The organism is Allobosea sp. R86505, assembly GCF_042466375.1.
In the GTDB taxonomy this organism is placed as follows: Bacteria; Pseudomonadota; Alphaproteobacteria; order Rhizobiales; family Beijerinckiaceae; genus Allobosea.
This window is the reverse complement of sequence record NZ_JAXHPY010000001.1, coordinates 4,463,603-4,481,978: the sequence shown is the minus strand read 5'-3', so window position 1 is coordinate 4,481,978 and position 18,376 is coordinate 4,463,603. Positions and strand designations below refer to the sequence as shown.

The 18,376-nt window shown below is 67.8% G+C and carries 13 protein-coding genes; 10 read left to right on the top strand and 3 right to left on the bottom strand.

Annotated features, from left to right (window positions below; translation table 11 throughout):
* Positions 1-40: 40 nt before the first annotated feature.
* Positions 41-1,561, bottom strand: coding sequence for an L-piperidine-6-carboxylate dehydrogenase (gene amaB / locus SJY11_RS21615; RefSeq protein ID WP_376988793.1), 1,521 nt, complete (start codon positions 1,559-1,561; stop codon positions 41-43).
* 109 nt (positions 1,562-1,670) lie between these two features.
* On the opposite strand from amaB, the gene SJY11_RS21610 reads away from it, so the two are divergent.
* From SJY11_RS21610 to SJY11_RS21590, 5 genes are all read left to right on the top strand, one after another.
* Entirely contained in the window at positions 1,671-2,585 is a 915-nt protein-coding gene (locus tag SJY11_RS21610) for a LysR family transcriptional regulator (protein ID WP_376988792.1), read from the top strand.
* A gap of 88 nt (positions 2,586-2,673) precedes the next feature.
* The gene (locus tag SJY11_RS21605) at positions 2,674-3,897 is read left to right on the top strand and encodes an NAD(P)/FAD-dependent oxidoreductase (protein WP_376988791.1); all 1,224 of its coding nucleotides are present in this window, start codon (positions 2,674-2,676) and stop codon (positions 3,895-3,897) included.
* 11 nt (positions 3,898-3,908) lie between these two features.
* Positions 3,909-4,415 (top strand): DinB family protein, encoded by a 507-nt coding sequence (locus SJY11_RS21600; RefSeq protein ID WP_376988790.1) that lies wholly within the window; start codon positions 3,909-3,911, stop codon positions 4,413-4,415.
* Between the two features lie 143 nt (positions 4,416-4,558).
* The gene (locus tag SJY11_RS21595; protein ID WP_376988789.1) at positions 4,559-7,330 is read left to right on the top strand and encodes a tetratricopeptide repeat protein; all 2,772 of its coding nucleotides are present in this window, start codon (positions 4,559-4,561) and stop codon (positions 7,328-7,330) included.
* 115 nt (positions 7,331-7,445) lie between these two features.
* Positions 7,446-8,645, top strand: coding sequence for a M20 family metallopeptidase (locus tag SJY11_RS21590; RefSeq protein WP_376989389.1), 1,200 nt, complete (start codon positions 7,446-7,448; stop codon positions 8,643-8,645).
* A gap of 140 nt (positions 8,646-8,785) precedes the next feature.
* On the opposite strand, the gene SJY11_RS21585 is transcribed toward SJY11_RS21590, so the two are convergent.
* Positions 8,786-10,627: a glycoside hydrolase family 15 protein gene (locus tag SJY11_RS21585; RefSeq protein WP_376988788.1), complete on the bottom strand. Its 1,842-nt coding sequence runs from the start codon at positions 10,625-10,627 to the stop codon at positions 8,786-8,788.
* Between the two features lie 2 nt (positions 10,628-10,629).
* Positions 10,630-11,418 carry a trehalose-phosphatase gene (gene otsB / locus SJY11_RS21580; protein WP_376988787.1) on the bottom strand — a complete coding sequence of 263 codons (789 nt, stop codon included), beginning with the start codon at positions 11,416-11,418 and terminating at the stop codon, positions 10,630-10,632.
* Positions 11,419-11,711: 293 nt separating this feature from the next.
* On the opposite strand from otsB, the gene SJY11_RS21575 reads away from it, so the two are divergent.
* The 5 genes from SJY11_RS21575 (at position 11,712) to prmC (ending at position 18,077) form a co-directional block, all read left to right on the top strand.
* On the top strand, positions 11,712-13,448 hold the full coding sequence (locus tag SJY11_RS21575) for an alpha,alpha-trehalose-phosphate synthase (UDP-forming) (RefSeq protein WP_465247442.1): 1,737 nt from the start codon (positions 11,712-11,714) through the stop codon (positions 13,446-13,448).
* 4 nt (positions 13,449-13,452) lie between these two features.
* Complete coding sequence (gene ptsP, locus SJY11_RS21570) at positions 13,453-15,720, top strand: phosphoenolpyruvate--protein phosphotransferase (RefSeq protein WP_326908172.1); 2,268 nt, start codon at positions 13,453-13,455, stop codon at positions 15,718-15,720.
* A gap of 54 nt (positions 15,721-15,774) precedes the next feature.
* Positions 15,775-16,860 carry a peptide chain release factor 1 gene (gene prfA / locus SJY11_RS21565; protein ID WP_326908170.1) on the top strand — a complete coding sequence of 362 codons (1,086 nt, stop codon included), beginning with the start codon at positions 15,775-15,777 and terminating at the stop codon, positions 16,858-16,860.
* A gap of 84 nt (positions 16,861-16,944) precedes the next feature.
* On the top strand, positions 16,945-17,223 hold the full coding sequence (locus SJY11_RS21560) for a hypothetical protein (protein ID WP_376988786.1): 279 nt from the start codon (positions 16,945-16,947) through the stop codon (positions 17,221-17,223).
* Positions 17,130-18,077 (top strand): peptide chain release factor N(5)-glutamine methyltransferase, encoded by a 948-nt coding sequence (gene prmC, locus SJY11_RS21555; protein WP_376988785.1) that lies wholly within the window; start codon positions 17,130-17,132, stop codon positions 18,075-18,077. The genes SJY11_RS21560 and prmC overlap by 94 nt, the downstream gene beginning before the upstream one ends.
* The last annotated feature ends 299 nt before the right edge of the window (positions 18,078-18,376 follow it).

The following is an 18,376-nucleotide window of genomic DNA, read 5'->3' as shown; positions in this document are numbered from 1 at the left end:
GTCTGCGCTGCGCTTCGCCCGAGAATGACGTGCTGTTGGATCACGCATCCACATCGAAGCTGACGCCCTGCGCCAGCGGCAATGTCGTGCCGTAATTGAGCGTATTCGTGGCCCGGCGCATATAGGCCTTCCAGGCGTCGGAGCCGGCTTCGCGGCCGCCACCGGTTTCCTTCTCGCCGCCGAAGGCCCCGCCGATCTCGGCCCCCGAAGGACCGATATTGACGTTGGCGATGCCGCAATCGGAGCCTTCGCCCGAGATGAAGGTCTCGGCCTCGCGCATGTCGAGCGTGAAGATCGAGGAGGACAACCCGGCGCCCACGGCATTCTGGATCGCGATCGCCTCGTCGAGCGTCTTGTACTTCATGACGTAGAGGATCGGCGCGAAGGTCTCGCGCGCGACCGGGCCGGTCTGCGCGGGCATCTCGACGATCGCCGGGCGGACATAGAAGCCCCCCGTCCCGACCGTGACGCGCTCGCCGCCATGCACGGTGCCGCCGGCAGCCTTGGCTTCCGACAGCGCGGCCTGCATGCCCTTGAAGGCGGCCTCGTCGACCAGCGGGCCGACCAGCACACCCGCCTCACGCGGGTCGCCGATTGTCACCGAACCATAGACCTTGATGAGCTTGGGGATCAGCGCGTCATGGACGCTCTCATGCACGATGAGGCGGCGCAACGTGGTGCAGCGCTGCCCGGCCGTGCCCATCGCCGCGAACGCGATGCCCCGCAGCGCGAGGTCGAGGTCGGCCGACGGCGCGACGATTGCCGCGTTGTTGCCGCCGAGTTCGAGGATGGCGCGGGCGAAGCGGGCGGCGAGCTTCTGGCCGACCTCCTGGCCCATCCGGGTCGAGCCCGTGGCCGAGACGACCGGGATGCGGTGATCCAGCACCAGAATGTCGCCGATCTCGCGACCGCCGATCAGCACCTCCGACAGGCCGGCGGGAGCCTCGGGGCCGAAGCGCTTCATCGTCTTCTCGACGATGGCCTGGACGGCAAGGCCCGTCAGCGGGGTCTTCTCGGAAGGCTTCCAGACCACGCTGTCGCCGCAGACGAAGGCGAGTGCGGCGTTCCAGGACCAGACCGCGACGGGGAAGTTGAAGGCCGAGATCACGCCGCAGACACCGAGCGGATGCCAGGTCTCCATCATGCGGTGGTTGGGCCGCTCGGTCGCGATCGTCAGGCCGTAGAGCTGCCGCGACAGGCCGACCGCGAAATCGCAGATGTCGATCATCTCCTGGACCTCGCCGAGGCCCTCCGAGGTGACCTTGCCGGCCTCCATCGTCACCAGCAGGCCGAGATCGTCCTTGGCGGCCCGCAATTCCTCGCCGAGCAGGCGCACGAACTCGCCGCGGCGCGGCGCTGGCACCTTGCGCCACGCCAGGAAGGCGGCATGCGCCCGGCCGATCGCGGCCTCCGCCTCGGCGGCGCTCGTCTCACGCAGCGTCGCGACGCTCTCGCCCGTGATGGGCGAGCGGGCGGCGAGGCCGGCAGCGGCGAAGGCGGCGTCCGTGACGCCGAGGCGTTTCAGCAGCGCGAGCGCGTCCTGGGGGAGACTGGTGGTCATGATGCGTCCTGGTCTGAGCTCGGCCAAATCTGAGCCTGACACCGGAGAATGCCCCCTTACGCACTAGGCGGGCAACCGATATGTTCTCACGACTTGATGAGGAGGGCTCATGAACCTCGAGATCGTGCCAGGACGCCTCACGGTGCCGTCGCTGTCCGCGTTGGCGGCCTTCGAGGCTGCGGCGCGCCATGGCAGTTTCACCCGCGCGGCGGAGGAACTGAACCTGACGCAGGGCGCCGTCAGCCGGCAGGTCGCCCATCTCGAGAAGGTGCTGGGCGTCGCCCTGTTCCAGCGCGCAAGGCAGCGCGTCGCGCTGACGCCGGCCGGTGCCGCCTATGCGGCCGACATTCGAGACGGCCTCTCGCGGTTGGCGGCGGCGACCGTCTCGACCATGGCGTTCCGGGGCGCCGGCGGTGTTCTGAACCTCGCCATTCTCCCGACATTCGGCACGCGCTGGCTGATCCCGCGCCTGCCGCGCTTCACCGAGGCACACCCCGGCATCACCATCAACTTCACCACGAAACTCGTGCCCTTCGACTTCGCTCGTGAGCCGCTCGATGCCGCCATCCATTTTGGCGATCCGCTCTGGGCAGGAGCGCGGCTTCACCGGCTGATGGGGGAAGAGATCGTTCCCGTCGCGGCGCCGTCGCTGGTCGCCCGGCTCGGGATCCGCGCGCCGGGCGACATGCTGCGCGCGCCGCTGCTGCAGCAATCGACGCGTCCGCGCGCCTGGGCGGACTGGCTCGAACAGCAGGGCCTGCCGCCGCAGCGCGCCCTGATGGGGCCGCGCTTCGAGCAGTTCGCCATGGTCTCCCAGGCGGCCGTCGCCGGGCTGGGTCTGGCGATCGTCCCCCGCTTCCTGATCGAGGAGGAGTTGCGCTCCGGCGCACTGGTCATTCCGTTCGACAGGCCGGTGACGGGAGCGGAGGGATATTACCTCGTCTACCCGGAAACCCGCGCAGACCTCCCGGCCGTCCTCGCCTTTCGCGATTGGCTGCTGGGCGAATGCGCCGCCACGGCCTGACTCGACAACCGCAAACGCTCACGCCATTCATGCGCCCAGTTCACCAACAGGGTGCGGCGAGCGCGCCCTGGTCAGCCCGGATGCCGCCATGTCGTCTTCGTCCGAAACCGCCGACGTCGTCATCTGCGGCGGTGGTGCCCTCGGCTCCTCGGTCGCCTACCATCTTGCCGCCGATCCGGGTTTCAAGGGCAGGATCGTCGTCGTCGAGAAGGATCCGACCTATCGCTACGCCGCCTCGGCCCTCTCCGCGGCATCGATCCGCCAGCAATATTCGAGCGCGGTGAACATCCGGATCTCGCTGCACGGCATCGACTTCCTGCGCAACATCGGCACCCGGCTCGCGGTCGAAGGCGAGGCGCCGGTCATCGATCTGCACGAGGGCGGCTATCTCTATCTGGCGGGTGAGGAAGGGGCTCCCGTGCTCGCCGCCAACCAGGCGCTGCAGGCGGCCGAGGGGGCCGATATTGCGCTTTATGCTGCACCCATGCTGCGCAGCAAATTTCCCTGGATGAACATGGAAGACATCGCCTGCGGCAGCTTCGGCGTGAGCGGCGAAGGCTGGTTCGACGGCTGGGCCGTGTTGCAAGCCTTTCGCAAGAAGGCGCGGTCACTGGGTGTCGAATACCGACAGGGAGAGGTGGCCCGCTACATCGTCGAACAGGGCCGTATCACCGCCGTCGAACTCGCCGATGGCAGCCGTATCGCCTGCGGCGCGGCGGTGAACGCCTCAGGGACGCATGGTGCCCGCCTCGCCGCCACGGCGGGCATCGAGATCCCCGTGCGGTCGATGAAGCGCTACGTCTTCTCGTTCCTCTGCAAGGGCGAGGTCGACAACTGCCCGCTGCTGATCGACCGCAGCGGCGCCTGGTGCCGCCCCGAGGGCAAGCGCGGCAGCGACGGCCAGCTCTTCATCGGCAGCTGTTCGCCGCTGACGCCCGAGCAGGACCGGGAGTGGATCGAGACCGACGTGGATGTCGAGGATGTCGACTGGGGCTTCTTCGAGGAGGTCGTCTGGCCGGCGCTCGCCCACCGTATCCCGGCCTTCGAGCTGATCAGGCCCGGCCGGGCCTGGGCCGGCCCCTATGACATGAACGAGTTCGACCACAACGCCATCGTCGGCCCTGCGGTGGGCCTCTCGGGTCTCTACCTCACCAACGGCTTTTCCGGTCATGGCCTGCAGCAGGCGCCGGCGGTCGGGCGCGGTCTCGCCGAGCACATCCTGCATGGCGGCTATCGCAGCCTCGACCTGTCCGATCTCGGTCATGAGCGTATCGTCGCCGGGCAGCCGCTGCTGGAAACCAACATTATTTGATCGGGCCTGCCATGATCGACACGAGCTATGTCCGCACCATGGCGCGCTACAACGCCTGGCAGAACCGCAGCCTCTTCACGGCGGCATCGACGCTCGACGACGCGGCGCGGCGGCAGGATCGCGGCGCCTTCTTCGGTTCGATCCACGGCACGTTCTGCCATCTGCTCTGGGGCGACCGGATGTGGCTTTCGCGCTTTGCCGGCACGCCCAAGCCGACCCAGCGCATTCATGAATCAGCCGACCTCGTCGCCGACTGGGACGATCTCGTCGCCCAGCGGCAGGCCTTCGACGGTACGATCGCTGAATGGGCGCGTGACATGTCGGTTGAATGGCTGGCCGGCGATCTCGTCTGGTTTTCCGGCGCGACGCAGCGCGAGATGCGCAAGCCGCGCGCGCTGCTGGTCGTCCAGCTGTTCAACCACCAGACCCACCACCGCGGGCAGGTCCACGCCATGCTGACCGCGGCCGGCGCGAAGCCGGACGACACCGATCTGATGCTGCTGGAGCCGGAAGCCTGAGCGGCGGCCGGGTTGGGCGCGCGCCCGCGACGGCCGCTCGCAGCCAGGCGCCGCCTGCCGCGCGAAGCGGCATGACGGTCGGGGTCGCCTCTGCTAAGATGCCTCAGCGTCAGCCAGCGATGGTCGGCAGGGGAGGGTGGTCGATGGCCTGCTCGTTCTCACGGATCGCATCGCTCGCCGCGCTGCCACTGGTCGCGGCCCTGGCATTCTCTCCCACGCAGGCCTTCGCCCAGAAGGCCGACACCGTCGCGCTCTGCAGGGCCGAGAAGACCGAGCGCGCGATCGCCGCCTGCACCACGATCATCAAGGGGCGCGGAGACCGCAAGGCGAAGGCCACGGCGCTGCTCAGCCGCGCCCAGGCCTACTGGGCCCTCAACCGCCTGGCCGAGGCCGAGAAGGATTACAGCGAGACGATCGTGCTCGCGCCCAAGGCGATGGCGCTCTATCGCGACCGCGGCCAGATCCGCTTCGGCCTGGGCAACAACGCAGGCGCGATGGCCGATTTCACCACGGCGATCGAGATGGCTCCCTTCGACGCCGACAACTACGCCAATCGTGGCTACCTGAAGATGTTGCAGTATGACTTCGCCGGGGCGGGCGTCGACCTCCGCCAAGGCCTGTTCTGGCAGAAGGACCATCCCCGCAGCGCCTACATGGTCGGGCTGCTGCATTATTCGACCGGCCGTTATGGCGATGCCATCCAGCAGATCGACAAGGCCCGCGCCGCCGGCTTTCGCAGCCCCGAGGCCTTCGTCACCAAAGCGCGCAGCCTGTTTTATCTCGGCACCTTCGATCCCGCGATCCGCGAGGCGACGGAGGGGCTGGAGGCCTTTCCGACCCAGTCCAGCCTCACCGAAATCCGCGCCCGGGCGCGTCTGGCCCGGCGGGACCTCGAGGGGGCGCTGGCGGACGCCGAGACGGTGATCAAGGCGGCCCCACGCAATGGCCGCGCCTATGCCACGCGCGCCGCGATCAGGCTGGCGATGAAGGATGTCGCTGCGGCGACCGCCGACGCCGACAAGGCGATCGAACTCGACCCGTCGCTGTTCGACGCCCATGAGCTCAAGGCCGACATTCTGCTGACTTCGGGCAACGAAGCGGCGGCCCGCGCGGTCCTCGCGGCCTCAGCCGCGCGCACCGATGCGAAGATGGCCTACGACATCGCCTCCCGCGCCCGCCATGCCGCCCGTGTCGTCGAACTCGACAAGCCCAAGCCGATCCTCGTCACCGATCTCGACGAAGCCGAGTTGAAGGCCCGTTGCGACAAGCGTGACGATCCGCTGCGCTTTGCCAGTTGCGACCGCCTGGTGGAAACCGCGACCTCGCCGCAGCAGAAGGCCGACCGGCTGATCCTGCGCTCGCGGGCGCGCCCTTTCCCCGAGCAACTGGGCGATCTTGATCTCGCCGTTGCCGCGGCGCCGGATCACCTCCCGGCGACGATCGCCCGCGCCTACGCGCACATGGCGACCTATCGCTACGATGCCGATCTGAAACCCTATGAGCGGGCCTGGGCGGACGCCGACAGCGCCGTGCGTCGTGCGTCGCCCGGGGCACCGGCGTACGCGGAAGCCCTGCTGACGCGTGCGACGGCGGCTCAGGGCAAGGGCGATTACGAGGCGGCCATCGCGGACCTGACCGAGATCCTGAAGCGCGAGGGGGCGGCTCCCTATGCCCTCGAAATGCGCGGGACAATGCAGCTGATGGCCGGCCGCGCCGCAGAGGCGCTGGCAGACCTCAGAGAAATCCGGCGGGTGGTGCCCGATGACCGCCGCCGGTTTCTCAATGACGATGATCTCGTCATCGCCCTCATCGAAACCGACAACACCGATGAAGCGTTGGCCATCCTCGATGGTCAGCCGCAGGGCCATCTCGGCAACGAGACGACGCGTCAGGCGCTGCGCGCGCGGACCCTGCTCGCTCGTGGCGATGCGGCTGCGGCACGTGAAATCGCTTCGGCCGCACTCACCTCCAATCGCGCCCACAGCGGTGCCAGCGCCGTCCGCGGGATTGCCTCCGCCCAACTTGGGAATGCCCTCGAAGCGGTTGCTGACCTGACCGCCGCAATCGACGAGACGGTCGCGATCCCTCTCAAAGCTGCGAGCATGGGTATCACGCCGGGGCACATGGCGAATCTGTTCCTGTATCGCGGGCTCGCGCGTGTTCAGCTGAACCAGTCCCGGGCCGCCCATGCCGATTTCAGCGAGGCGATCCGGCGCATGCCTGATCGCGCACGCGCCTATGGCGAACGCGCGAGGCTATCCCTCGCCGCCGACAACCCGGCTGCGTTGACCGATATCGCCATGGCGCTGCGCATCGAGCCCAACGAGCCGCGCTGGCAGGCGCTCGCCGCGCGCATCAACCTGGCCACGGGCGATCTGCCCGCCGCCGAGCGCTTCGCCGGCCTTGCCCTTGCGGCTCCCGCCCCGGAGCCCGGCCTGCTTCTGCTGCGTGCGAAGGCGAGGCTCGGGCTTCGCAATTTCGGTGGCGCCGTCGAGGATGCGACAGCGCATCTGGCGGTCGCGGCGAACGATGCGGACGCTCTGCTGATCCGCATTGAGGCGCGCAACGGGCAGGGCGATCTCAAGGCGGCGCTGGCCGATGCGGAAGCGGCCCGCACGGCGCGCGGCGACGACGCCCGGATTCTGCGGGCACTGGCCGAACTGAGACGCAGCAATGGTGACGTACCGGGCGCCATCGGTGCGTTCGAGGACGCGGCGGGGAGGCCCGATGCCGCCCTTTTCGCCAACAAGCGGCTCGGCGATCTCTATGCCGAGATCGCCTCGGATCAACTGGCGCTGGGCTATTACGCCAAGGCGCTCGAACAGCCGGTCCGAACACCCGATGACGAGGCGTTGCGCGCCCAGGCTCGTGCCGCGCGGGACGCGCTCATCCGGAAAATGGCGGCGCCGAAATAGGCGGTCCACGCTTTTTGCGCAGCCCCGTTCGCAGCGACGCGCTTCCGGTCTGCAGGCACCTTGTCTAAGCTCCGGACTAGTCCCGTCCGGAACCATGAGAGCAACCATGAGCGCGATGCCCCCCGAGGAAGCCAAGGTCGTGGCCTGGCTCGCCGACCGCAAGGAGGCGATGGTCGCGTTGCTGCGCGAGATGGTCGATACCGATTCCGGTTCCTACGACAAGGAGGGCGTCGATCGCGCCGGGCAGGTCCTCGCCCGCTTCCATGAGCGCAACGGGCTCGAGGTCGAGATCATTCCCGATGGCCGCTACGGCGATGCGGTCAAGGCGCGTCTGCCGAACCCCACCGCCAACGACCAGCGCCCGGTGCTGCTGCTCGGCCACCGCGACACCGTCTTTCCCAAGGGCGAGCCGGTGCGCCGGCCGTTCTCGATCAAGGATGGCCGCGCCTATGGGCCGGGCGTCGCCGACATGAAGGCGGGGCTCGTCATCGAGGCCTTCGTCGCCGCGGCCTTCGCCGAATGCGGCGGCCTCTCCGCCCCACTGACGATGCTGACGACGAGCGACGAGGAGATCGGCTCGCCCTCCTCGCGCCCGGTGATCGAGGCGGCGGCGCGCGAATCGCGCTGCGTCTTCAACGCCGAGCCGAGCCGCCTGCCGGTCGGCAGCGATTTCGCGAAGGACCGGCGGCAATCGGTCACCAGCGGCCGCAAGGGCGGTGTCTTCATGCGGGCCGAATTCACCGGCAAGCCGGCCCATTCCGGCGCGAATTACGAGAAGGGCGCCTCGGCCATTGTCGATCTCGGCCACAAGATTCCCAAGCTCCAGGGCCTCACCGATCTGGCGAAGGGCGTCACGGTCAATGTCGGGCTGATCGGCGGTGGCCAGACGGTCAACACCGTCGCCCCCCATGCATGGTGCGAGATCGACCTGCGTTACGTCACCGCCGCCCAGCGCAGCGAACTGGTCGACGCCATCCGCAGCTTCGTCGAAACGCCGATCGTCGCGGGCACCGGCGCCGTGCTCTCGATCAAGGGCGAGTTCCTGCCGCTGGAAGGAACACCGGACTCGCAGAAGCTGTTCGAGACCTATCGCTCGGCGTCCGCAGGTCTCGGCATCGCGACCATTGCAGAGTTCACCGGCGGCTGCGCCGATTCGGGCTTTACCGCGGCCCAAGGCTGCCCGACGCTCTGCAGCGTCGGCCCCATCGGCGGCATGGCGCATACGCCCGACGAGTTCCTCGAGGTCGAGAGCATCGTGCCGGCCGCGCAGGTTCTGGCGCTGTCGGTGATGCGCGCGGCCAAGCTGATGGAGTGAGGCCGGTCGGGCGCCTCCTCTTCGTCATGGTCGCCCTTGTGGCGACCATCCACGTCTTCGCTGGTCGAGCCCCGAGTGGAAGACGGGGAAGCTCGAGACAGGCCCGAGCATGACGCTTGTAGCCTTTGGGGGGATCTTCGTCAGAACGCCTCTTCCCAGTTGCGGCTCAGCCGCATCGCCGAGTTGATCAGGCCGACATGGGAATAGGTCTGCGGGAAGTTGCCCCAGAGTTCGCCCGTCTCCAGATCGGCATCCTCCGACAAGAGGCCGAAGCTGTTGCGCCGCTGCAGGATGCGGCCGAACAGGGCCTTCGCCTCCTCGCGCCGGCCGATCGCGTGCAGCGCATCGACATACCAGAAGGCACAGATCAGGAAGCCGGTGTGCATGTAGCCGAAATCGTCTTGCGTCGCGTAGCGCAGCAGCAGGTCGCCGCGCGTCAGGTCGCGGCCGATCGCCTCGACGGTCGCGACATAGCGCGGGTCGTCGGCCTTGAGGAATCCCAGCTCCGCGATGAGCAGCAGCGTCGCATCGAGGTCCTCCCCGCCGAAGGTCGAGACCAGATGGCCCTTTCCGGCATTCCAGATGTTGTCGAGGATGACCGTCTTGAGCCGCGCGGCCTGCTCTTCCCAGTACTCGCTCCGATCGGCGCGGCCGAGCGTCGTCGCGATGCGGGCCAGACGATCGCAGGCCGCCCAGCACATGACGCTGGAGAACGCATGGACCGCTTCCTTCTCGCGCAGTTCCCAGGGGCCGGCATCGGGCTTGTCGAAATAGGCGATGGCCAGTTCGCCCATCCGCTCGAGCTGCGCGAACAGCGATTCCTTGCCGGGCTGGATCAGGCGCTGGTCGAAGAAGGCGTGGGTCGCTGCCAGAACGACCGCTCCGTAGCCGTCGTTCTGGATCTGGATCGCCGCCCCGTTGCCGAAGCGCACGGGCTGATGCCCGCGATAGCCAGACAGCGTCGGCGCCTCGAATTCGCGCAGCGTGCCGCCCCGTGTGATCGGGTAGAGCGGCGGCAGATGCTCGGCGCCGCTTTCGGTGAAGCTGTCGACGATGTTGGTGATGAAGCCGAGATAATCCTCCATCGTCCGGGTCGTGCCGAGCCGGTTCAGCGCATGAACGACGAAATAGGCGTCGCGCAGCCAGCAGTAGCGATAGTCCCAGTTGCGCTGCGTTCCCGGCGCCTCGGGGATCGAGGTGGTCAGGGCTGCGACGATCGCACCCGTCTCCTCGAAGGCGCAGAGCTTCAACGTGATTGCGGCACGAATCACCTCGCGCTGGTATTCGAAAGGCAGCGAGAGAGAGCGCACCCAGTCGCGCCAGTAGTCGGTCGTCTTGTCCAGGAACTCGCGCGAGGTTTCCTCGATCTCGGCGCGCAAGGCCTCGTCCGAGCCGATGAAGAAGGAAAAGGGGCGCTCCACGGCGAAGGGCACGCCGTCGACGACATAGGAGATCGGCGCGTCCGTCGTCAGCCGGACGGTCTGGTCGGCTCCGACGAAGCGCACATGGTTGGAACCGCGGGTGACCTCGTCGGCACCCTCGCCGAGACCGAGCGCCGGCTTGACGACGACACGAATGCGGGGCCGTCCCGAAATCCGGCGCACACGGCGCACGATCTGCGGCGGTCGAAAGAAGCGCTCATAGCGCACGAAGCGCGGCGCGAAATCCAGGATCTCGATGGCGTTGCCGTGATCGTCCGACAGGACCGACGACAGGATCGCCGTGTTGTCGAGATAGCTCTGCTCGCAGCGCGTCATACCGACCAGCTCGATCGCGAACACGCCCTTGCGCGGCATCGCGTCGCCATCGTCGGGCTGGTTGTCGATCAGCGCGCAAAAGACGGGGTCCCGGTCGAAGCGCGGGAAGCAGCCCCAGACGATCCGGGCGCGGCGGTCGATCAGCGCGGCGATCGAGCAATTGCCGATCACGCCGAGGTCGAGCGAGGCCGAATGGGGCCCCGCAGGCATCGTCGAAACAGTCATCGTCATCCTTGAAAGAAACTGGAGGCCGTCAGGCTGCCGCGCTCGGCGGCGCCCAGCAGTATGGCACGAAGCGCGGTCGGCGAGGCCAGTCGCAGATCGGCGCGCGTCTCGCCATCGCCGATGCGGATGGAAAGGCCGCCAAGGGCGTTCACCGCCTCGAAGCCGTGTTCATCGGTCACGTCGTCGCCGATGAAGACGGGCACGCGGCCGGCATAGGGCGGCGTCGCCATGAGCTGCGCGATCGCCGTCCCCTTGCTGGCGCCCGCGGGAACCAACTCGGCAACGGCCTTGCCTTCCTGCAGCCTGACGAGGGGGGCCATCCGTTCCGCGATGGCGCGCATCAGGTCGAGCGCCTCGTCATGCGCCTGCGGTGCCAGGCGCCAGTGCAGGGCGACCGAGATGTCCTTGTCCTCCACGATGATGCCGACATGGCTGTTGGCGAAGCGAACCAGATCGCGCACGGCCTGCCGCATCTCGGGCGACGGCCCGACCTGCGCCTGGACCCGGCCCCCGAGACGGATATCGGCGCCGTGCAGCGCCGCGATGTCGAATCTGTAGGGCTCGAGCACCGAATCGAGGAAGGAGATCGGCCGCCCGGATACCAGCGCCAGCGCGCCCGACAACCGGCTTCGGAGCGTGTCGAGCGCCGCTGGAACGCGACGGTCCAGCCGCACATCCGCAGGCGAGGGGGCAATCTCGACGAGCGTCCCGTCGAAGTCGAGGAACAGGGCGATGTCCCGATCGTCCAGGGCCCAGGGGGCGAGATGCTGCTCGGGAGGGGGGTCGCTCAAGATCATTGCAATAGCCTGCTCGAATTAAAGAGATTTTGGCCTCTGGGCGAAGTCCGCTGCATTCCTGCGTCGGCTATTGGTAGGCGTGAGACGCGTACCTTATCAACATTGCGATTTGACATTTCGTCGATCGCGCCGCCTTCTTCTGTCCACAGCTTGGCCGTCGCGATGCCGGAATCGTCCGCGGTTCGATCGAAACATTACGCCGCGGCAGGCGTTCTGTTCCTGACCCTCCTGCCGATTTCGGATCATTGCGGCAGCAGGGAGAACCACCACAGGAGACCACTGCCACCATGCGCCTCGTCATCGTCTCGAACCGTGTCACCATTCCCGAGCGGAGCGAGAAGGCCGCCGCCGGTGGATTGGCGGTGGCGCTGCGCGAGGCACTGGAGAAGCATGGAGGCCTCTGGTTCGGCTGGAGCGGAAACGTGAAGGAGGCGACGGCGGCACCGACGGTGGTCGAGCGTGGCAACGTCACCTATGCGGTGACCGACCTCACGGAGGCGGAACGCCAGTCCTACTATCTCGGGTTCTCGAACCGGGCCCTGTGGCCGCTGATGCATTATCGTCTCGGCCTTACGGAGTTCTCGCGGACGGACTATGCCGGCTATCTGGCGGTCAATCGACGTTTCGCCAAGACGCTGATGGGGTTGCTGAAGCCGGACGACATCATCTGGATCCACGATTATCATCTGATCCCGCTGGCCGCCGAACTCCGCCGTCGGGGCGTCACCAATCGGATCGGCTATTTCCACCACATTCCCTGGCCGCCGGCCGAGATGTTCGGCGCGTTGCCCTTTGCCTCCACGCTGGCGAGCACCGTGATGGCCTATGATCTCGTCGGCCTGCAGACGGCGACCGACGTTTCGAACCTGATCGGCTGTCTTTCGGCGATGAGCGGCGCCCGCAGCGATGGGCGCAAAGTCCGCGTCGGGCGACGCGAGACCATCATCCAGGCCTTCCCCATCGGCATCGATGTCGAAGCCTTCCGCAAGCTCGCGGCGGCCTCTGTTCGCTCGGCGACGACACCACTGAAGACGACGCGCCAGTCGCTGGGCGAGCGCAAGCTGGTGATCGGTGTCGATCGCCTCGACTACTCCAAGGGCATTGTTCAGAGACTGGAGGCTTTCGGTCACTTCCTGCGCAGTCACCCCGACCAGCGCGGTCGCGTCGGTCTGCTCCAGATCGCGCCGCCCTCGCGCACGGACGTGCCGGAATACGCCGAACTCGACAGGCAGTCGGATGAGGTCGCCGGCCGCCTCAACGCGGCGCTGGGCGAGTTCGACTGGACGCCGATTCGCGTGGTGAAGAAGGCCTATTCGCGCAACGCCTTGGCCGGCTTCTACCGCCGCGCCCAGGTCGGCCTCGTCACGCCGATGCGGGACGGGATGAACCTGGTCGCAAAGGAATATGTCGCGGCGCAGGACCCTGCCGATCCCGGCGTTCTCGTGCTGTCCCGCTTTGCGGGCTCTGCCCACCAGATGGGCGAGGCGCTGATCGTCAACCCCTACGATCTGCACGAGGTCGCCGAGGCCATCCGCACCGGGCTCGCCATGCCCAAATCGGAACGGATCCGTCGCTTCGAGCGGCTTTATGCGACCATCGAGGCGACGGATATCGAATGGTGGACGCAGCGCTATCTCGACGCGCTGTCGGGCATCGACATGGCGCCCCTGGAGATCGTGCCGCCGGGAATCGGAGCGAAGAGCAGGGCCAGATCACGGCCTGCGGCGGCGCCGTCTGCGAAAAGCGGCCGGCCCAAGGCGACGCTGCGCAGCGTCGGCACCCCCGAGGAACCCGTCACGACCCGCCGACCGGCGAGCGACCGCGCTCCGGCAAAACCCGGCCGCTCCTCGGCTTCGGCGCGGCCCGCCCCCCCTCCGGCTGAGGCGCGCCACCCCGGCCCTTGCCGAACCCCGCAGCCGGTGGCTAGAAGGCCCCGAGGCGGGAGCGCTTGCGACTCGGCCATGACGGGTGTCAGGTCTGCGATGCATGGCGGCCGTGACGGCCAGGCTGGCGGAGGACGATAGATCGATGCGAGGTGCTCTCGGAGGATCGGGCGTTCTGCTGCGCCGCCTTCGTGAGGTGATGGCGGCCTCGATCAGCCCGCAGGAGCGGCTGGATCGGCTCGTCGTTCTGATCGCCGGCAATCTCGTCGCCGAGGTCTGCTCTGTCTACGTCCTGCGCGAGGACGGCTCGCTCGAACTCTACGCCACCGAAGGTCTGAACCGCGAAGCGGTGCATCTGACCACCATGCGCGCCGGCGAGGGCCTCGTCGGCCTCATCGCGCGCGAAGCCGAGCCGCTGGCGCTGTCGGACGCGCAGAACCATCCCGCCTTCTCCTACCGGCCCGAGACGGGTGAAGAGATTTACCGCTCCTTCCTCGGCGTGCCGATCCTGCGCGGCGGCGCGGTGATGGGCGTGCTGGTCATCCAGAACCGCGCCTCGCGCCTCTACAGCGACGAGGAGATCGAGTCGCTTCAGACCACCGCCATGATCATGGCGGAGATGATCGCCGCCGGCGGGCTGAAATCGCTGGCGCGGCCGGGCGCCTCGATCGGCCTCGACCGTCCGATCCACAGCGTCGGCGTCTCGCTCGCCGACGGCGTCGGCCTCGGCCATGCCGTGCTGCACGAGCCCCGCGTCGCGATCACCAATCTCATCGCCGAGAACCCGGCCGCCGAGGTCAAGCGGCTGGAGGACGCCATCGCCGAGATGCGCGCCTCGATCGACGAACTGATCGAGCGCGGCGACATCGCCCATATCGGCGAGCATCGTGACGTGCTCGAAACGTTCCGCATGTTCGCTCATGACCAGGGCTGGCTGCGCCGCATGCGCGAGGTCGTGCTGACCGGCCTCACCGCCGAGGCGGCCGTCGAACGTGTCCAGTCCGACACGCGCGCCAAGATGCTGCGCCAGACGGACCCCTATCTGCGCGAGCGCCTGCACGATCTCGACGACCTCGCCAACCGGCTGCTGCGCACTCTCGTCGGCAAGGCCAACGGCGTCGCCCGCGAGGAGATGCCCGAGAACGCGATCCTGATCGCGCGCTCGATGGGCCCGGCCGCGCTGCTCGATTACGACCGCGCCCATCTGCGCGGGCTCGTTCTCGAAGAGGGGGGGCCGACCAGCCACATCGCCATCGTCGCCCGCGCGCTCGGCATTCCGGCTGTGGGCGAGATCGTCAATGCCACGGCGCTGATCCAGTCGGGCGATGCGGTCATTGTCGATGGCCAGGCCGGCGAGGTCCAGATCCGGCCCCAGCCCGACGTCGAAAACGCCTACAAGGACAAGGCGCGGCTGCGCGCCCGCAAGCAGGAACAGTATCGCAAGCTCAAGAGCCAGCCTGCCGTCACCCGCGACGGCGTGCCCATCGTGCTCCAGATCAATGCCGGCCTGCTGGTCGACATGCCGAATCTGGAAGCGACGGCGGCCGCCGGCATCGGCCTGTTCCGCACCGAACTGCAGTTCATGGTCGCCGAGCACATGCCGACGACGGGCGAGCAGCAGGCGCTTTATACGGCCGTCCTCGATCAGGCGCAGGGGCGCCCCGTCACCTTCCGCACGCTCGACATCGGCGGCGACAAGGTGCTGCCCTATATGGAGCGCGTCGAGGAGGAGAACCCCGCGCTGGGTTGGCGGGCGATCCGGATCGGCCTCGACAAGCCGCGCCTGCTCCGCGCCCAGATCCGGGCCCTGCTGAGGGCTGGATCGGGCCGCGACATGAAGATCATGCTGCCGATGATCGCGACGGTCGACGAGTTCCAGCGCGCCCGCACCATCGTGCGGCGCGAGCAGGCGATGCTGGAAAAGCAGGGGCATGTGCCGCCGCTGAGCCTGCAGCTCGGCGTCATGGTCGAGGTGCCGTCGCTCCTGTTCGAATTGCCGGAGATCGTGCGCGAGGCTGATTTCCTGTCGATCGGTACCAACGACCTGATGCAATTCCTGTTCGCGGCCGACCGCGAGAACAAGCGCGTGGCCGACCGGTTCGACCCCCTGGGGGCCGGCGCCTTGCGCGCGCTGCGCAGCATCGTCGAGGCGGCGTCCGAGGCGAACTGCCCTGTCACCGTCTGCGGCGAGATGGGCGGCAAGCCGCTCGAGACGATGGCGTTGATCGGGCTGGGCTACCGCGCCTTCTCGATGTCGGCGGCCTCCATCGGCCCGGTCAAGGCGATGCTGCGCGCGCTCGACGTCGCCAGGTTGACCGAACGGATCGACTGGATGCTGGCGTCGGGAGATGGGGCTGCCAGCCTGCGTCCGCAACTCGCTGCCTTCGCCGCCGAATGCAAGGTGCCGGTCTAGCGGGCCATCGTCCCGCGTGTACCGAGCCCTCCGATCGTCGTTTCGAGTTTCCCCATGTCGCTTCAGCTTCCCCAGGATCGCCTCGACGCCATCGTCGCCCGCCACGCCGCGGCGACGGCCGAGATCAACACCGCCACGGATGCGGCCCGCACGGTCGAACTCGCCAAGGAGCTGTCCGAGCTCGATCCGGTGGTGGCGGCGATCGCGGTCTGGCGCCAGGCGCAGACCGATCTGGCCGAGGCTGAACAGTTGATCGCGGACCCCGCGACCGATGCCGAGTTCCGGGACCTCGCCTATGAGGAGCGCGACGCGGCCCGTACCGAGATCGACGCCCGCGCCCGCGAAATCCTGATCGCATTGCTGCCCAGGGATGCCGCCGACGAGCGTGGCGTCATCCTCGAGATCCGGGCAGGAACGGGCGGCGACGAGGCCTCCCTGTTTGCGGGCGACCTGTTCAGGATGTACCAGCGCTATGCCGCCCAGAAGGGCTGGAGCGTCGATCTGCTCTCCGAAAGTGAGGGCACGGTCGGTGGCTTCAAGGAGGTCATCGCCGAAATCTCCGGCCGCGGCGTCTATGCCCGGCTGAAATACGAATCCGGCGTGCACCGCGTCCAGCGTGTGCCGGACACCGAGACCAGCGGCCGCATCCACACCTCCGCCGCGACGGTGGCCATGTTGCCGCTCGCCGGAGATGTCGACATCGTCCTCAACGACAGCGACATCCGGATCGACACGATGCGCGCCGGTGGCGCCGGCGGGCAGCACGTCAACAAGACCGAATCGGCGGTGCGCCTGACCCACATGCCGAGCGGTGTCGTGGTCGTGGTGCAGGACGAGCGCTCCCAGCACAAGAACAAGGCGCGCGCCTATGAACTGTTGCGCGCCAAGCTCTACGATCTCGAGCGAATCCGCCTCGATTCCGAGCGCTCGGCCGACCGGCGCTCGCAGGTCGGCTCGGGCGACCGATCCGAACGCATCCGCACCTACAACTTCCCGCAGGGGCGGATCACCGACCATCGCATCAACCTGACGCTCTACAAGCTGGACGAGATGATGCAGGGGCTGGTGCTCGACGACATCATCGATGCCCTCACCGCCGAGCATCAGGCCCGCCTGCTGGCCAGCGAGGGCATCTCGTGACCCAGGATCCCGCCGAGGCGATGAAACCTCCGGCCGCCGCTGGCGTTGTCCGGTCATCGACAGTGCAACAGGGGGGAGCCTCCCATGATCAAGATTCTATCAACTGCCGCTATCGCGGGACTGATGGCGACGATGGTCGCCGCGCCGGTTCAGGCCCAGGGCACGGCGGAGCGCATCGAACGCTCGATGGAGCGGGGCTTGAAGGGCATCACCAGCGGCCCGCCCGCGCGGATGAACAAGGCCATGACCCAGTCCCAGGCGCGCCGCGTTTGCCAGTCGGAGATGCGCGGTTCACGCGAGAGCCGCTCGTCGATCCGGACCAAGATGCGCTTCTGCATCAACGAGAAGATGCAGGGCAACTGACGGTTTCGCTCATCTCTGACGTCGCGTCGTCGTTGCCGGAGGCGCGGCGTCATGCTGTGCGGCGTCTGTTGAAGGCGGGCATCGACAACGCAGCTCTCGAAGCGCGATGGCTGGTCGAGCATCTCGTCGGCGGCGAGGCGGCGGCCGGCTGGACGCCCACAATGGCCGCCGCCTTGGACCAGGCGGTCGATCGCCGGCTGGCGGGGGAGCCGTTCTGGCGCATTCTGGGCGAGCGCGAGTTCTGGGGCCTGCCGTTTCGCCTGTCTCCCGCGACCCTGGAGCCGCGGCCCGACAGTGAAACAGTGATCGCGGCCGCTCTGGAGCAAATCGGAGCGAGACGGCAGGATCCGTTGCGCATCCTCGACCTCGGAACCGGGACCGGGTGCCTGCTGGTCACGCTCCTGACCGAATGCCCCGCCGCGACGGGTGTCGGTATCGATCTGTCGAGCGAAGCCTGCGAGACGGCGCGTTCCAACGCCGCGCTGAACGGCGTTGCCGGGCGCACCCTGTTCCGCGAAGGCTCCTGGACGATCGGTCTCGATGGCCGCTTCGACCTGATCGTCTCCAATCCGCCCTATATCCCCAGCGCCGACATCGCGATGCTCGACGCCGTGGTCCGCGATCACGATCCGCTGCTCGCGCTCGACGGCGGGTGCGACGGACTCGATCCCTACCGCATCTTCGCGGGGACGCTGCCCGACCGGCTGGCCGATGGCGGCCTCGTCCTGCTCGAGATCGGCGCCGGGCAGGAAGAGGATGTGAAGGCGATCATGCGGGAAGGTGGCTTCACCTGGCTCGGATCGCGCCGCGATCTCGGCGGCCACCCCCGCGCGCTGATCTTTGCTCTGCACTGAAAAGCGAGGGCATCGGTGTGATTTTGCTTGGAGCGTCCGGTAAAATCCTCTATGCACCTGACTAGCCGACGCTGGTGTCGTCAGGCCGGAGCCTCGGGTTGAGTCCTGTGGCGACCGATCGTTTCTTCCGGACATGTCCGTGAATCGACGGAACTGACCAGCCAGATTGGATACCGAAGGCGCCGCGGCGCCCATCGGCTCATGGGACCAAGAGGTCCCTTTTGGAAAGAGCGCGTGAAGACCAGGATCGGCGCGACGCCACTTCAGGTCAAATCTTCCCGGTGCAGCGCCGCAACCCG

Excerpts from the sequence above, each read along its gene's own strand:
- amaB (WP_376988793.1), bottom strand. The coding sequence starts at position 1,561 with ATGACCACCAGTCTCCCCCAGGACGCGCTCGCGCTGCTGAAACGCCTC.
- SJY11_RS21610 (WP_376988792.1), top strand. The coding sequence starts at position 1,671 with ATGAACCTCGAGATCGTGCCAGGACGCCTCACGGTGCCGTCGCTGTCC.
- SJY11_RS21605 (WP_376988791.1), top strand. The coding sequence starts at position 2,674 with ATGTCGTCTTCGTCCGAAACCGCCGACGTCGTCATCTGCGGCGGTGGT.
- SJY11_RS21600 (WP_376988790.1), top strand. The coding sequence starts at position 3,909 with ATGATCGACACGAGCTATGTCCGCACCATGGCGCGCTACAACGCCTGG.
- SJY11_RS21595 (WP_376988789.1), top strand. The coding sequence starts at position 4,559 with ATGGCCTGCTCGTTCTCACGGATCGCATCGCTCGCCGCGCTGCCACTG.
- SJY11_RS21590 (WP_376989389.1), top strand. The coding sequence starts at position 7,446 with ATGCCCCCCGAGGAAGCCAAGGTCGTGGCCTGGCTCGCCGACCGCAAG.
- SJY11_RS21585 (WP_376988788.1), bottom strand. The coding sequence starts at position 10,627 with ATGACTGTTTCGACGATGCCTGCGGGGCCCCATTCGGCCTCGCTCGAC.
- SJY11_RS21575 (WP_465247442.1), top strand. The coding sequence starts at position 11,712 with ATGCGCCTCGTCATCGTCTCGAACCGTGTCACCATTCCCGAGCGGAGC.
- ptsP (WP_326908172.1), top strand. The coding sequence starts at position 13,453 with ATGCGAGGTGCTCTCGGAGGATCGGGCGTTCTGCTGCGCCGCCTTCGT.
- prfA (WP_326908170.1), top strand. The coding sequence starts at position 15,775 with ATGTCGCTTCAGCTTCCCCAGGATCGCCTCGACGCCATCGTCGCCCGC.
- SJY11_RS21560 (WP_376988786.1), top strand. The coding sequence starts at position 16,945 with ATGATCAAGATTCTATCAACTGCCGCTATCGCGGGACTGATGGCGACG.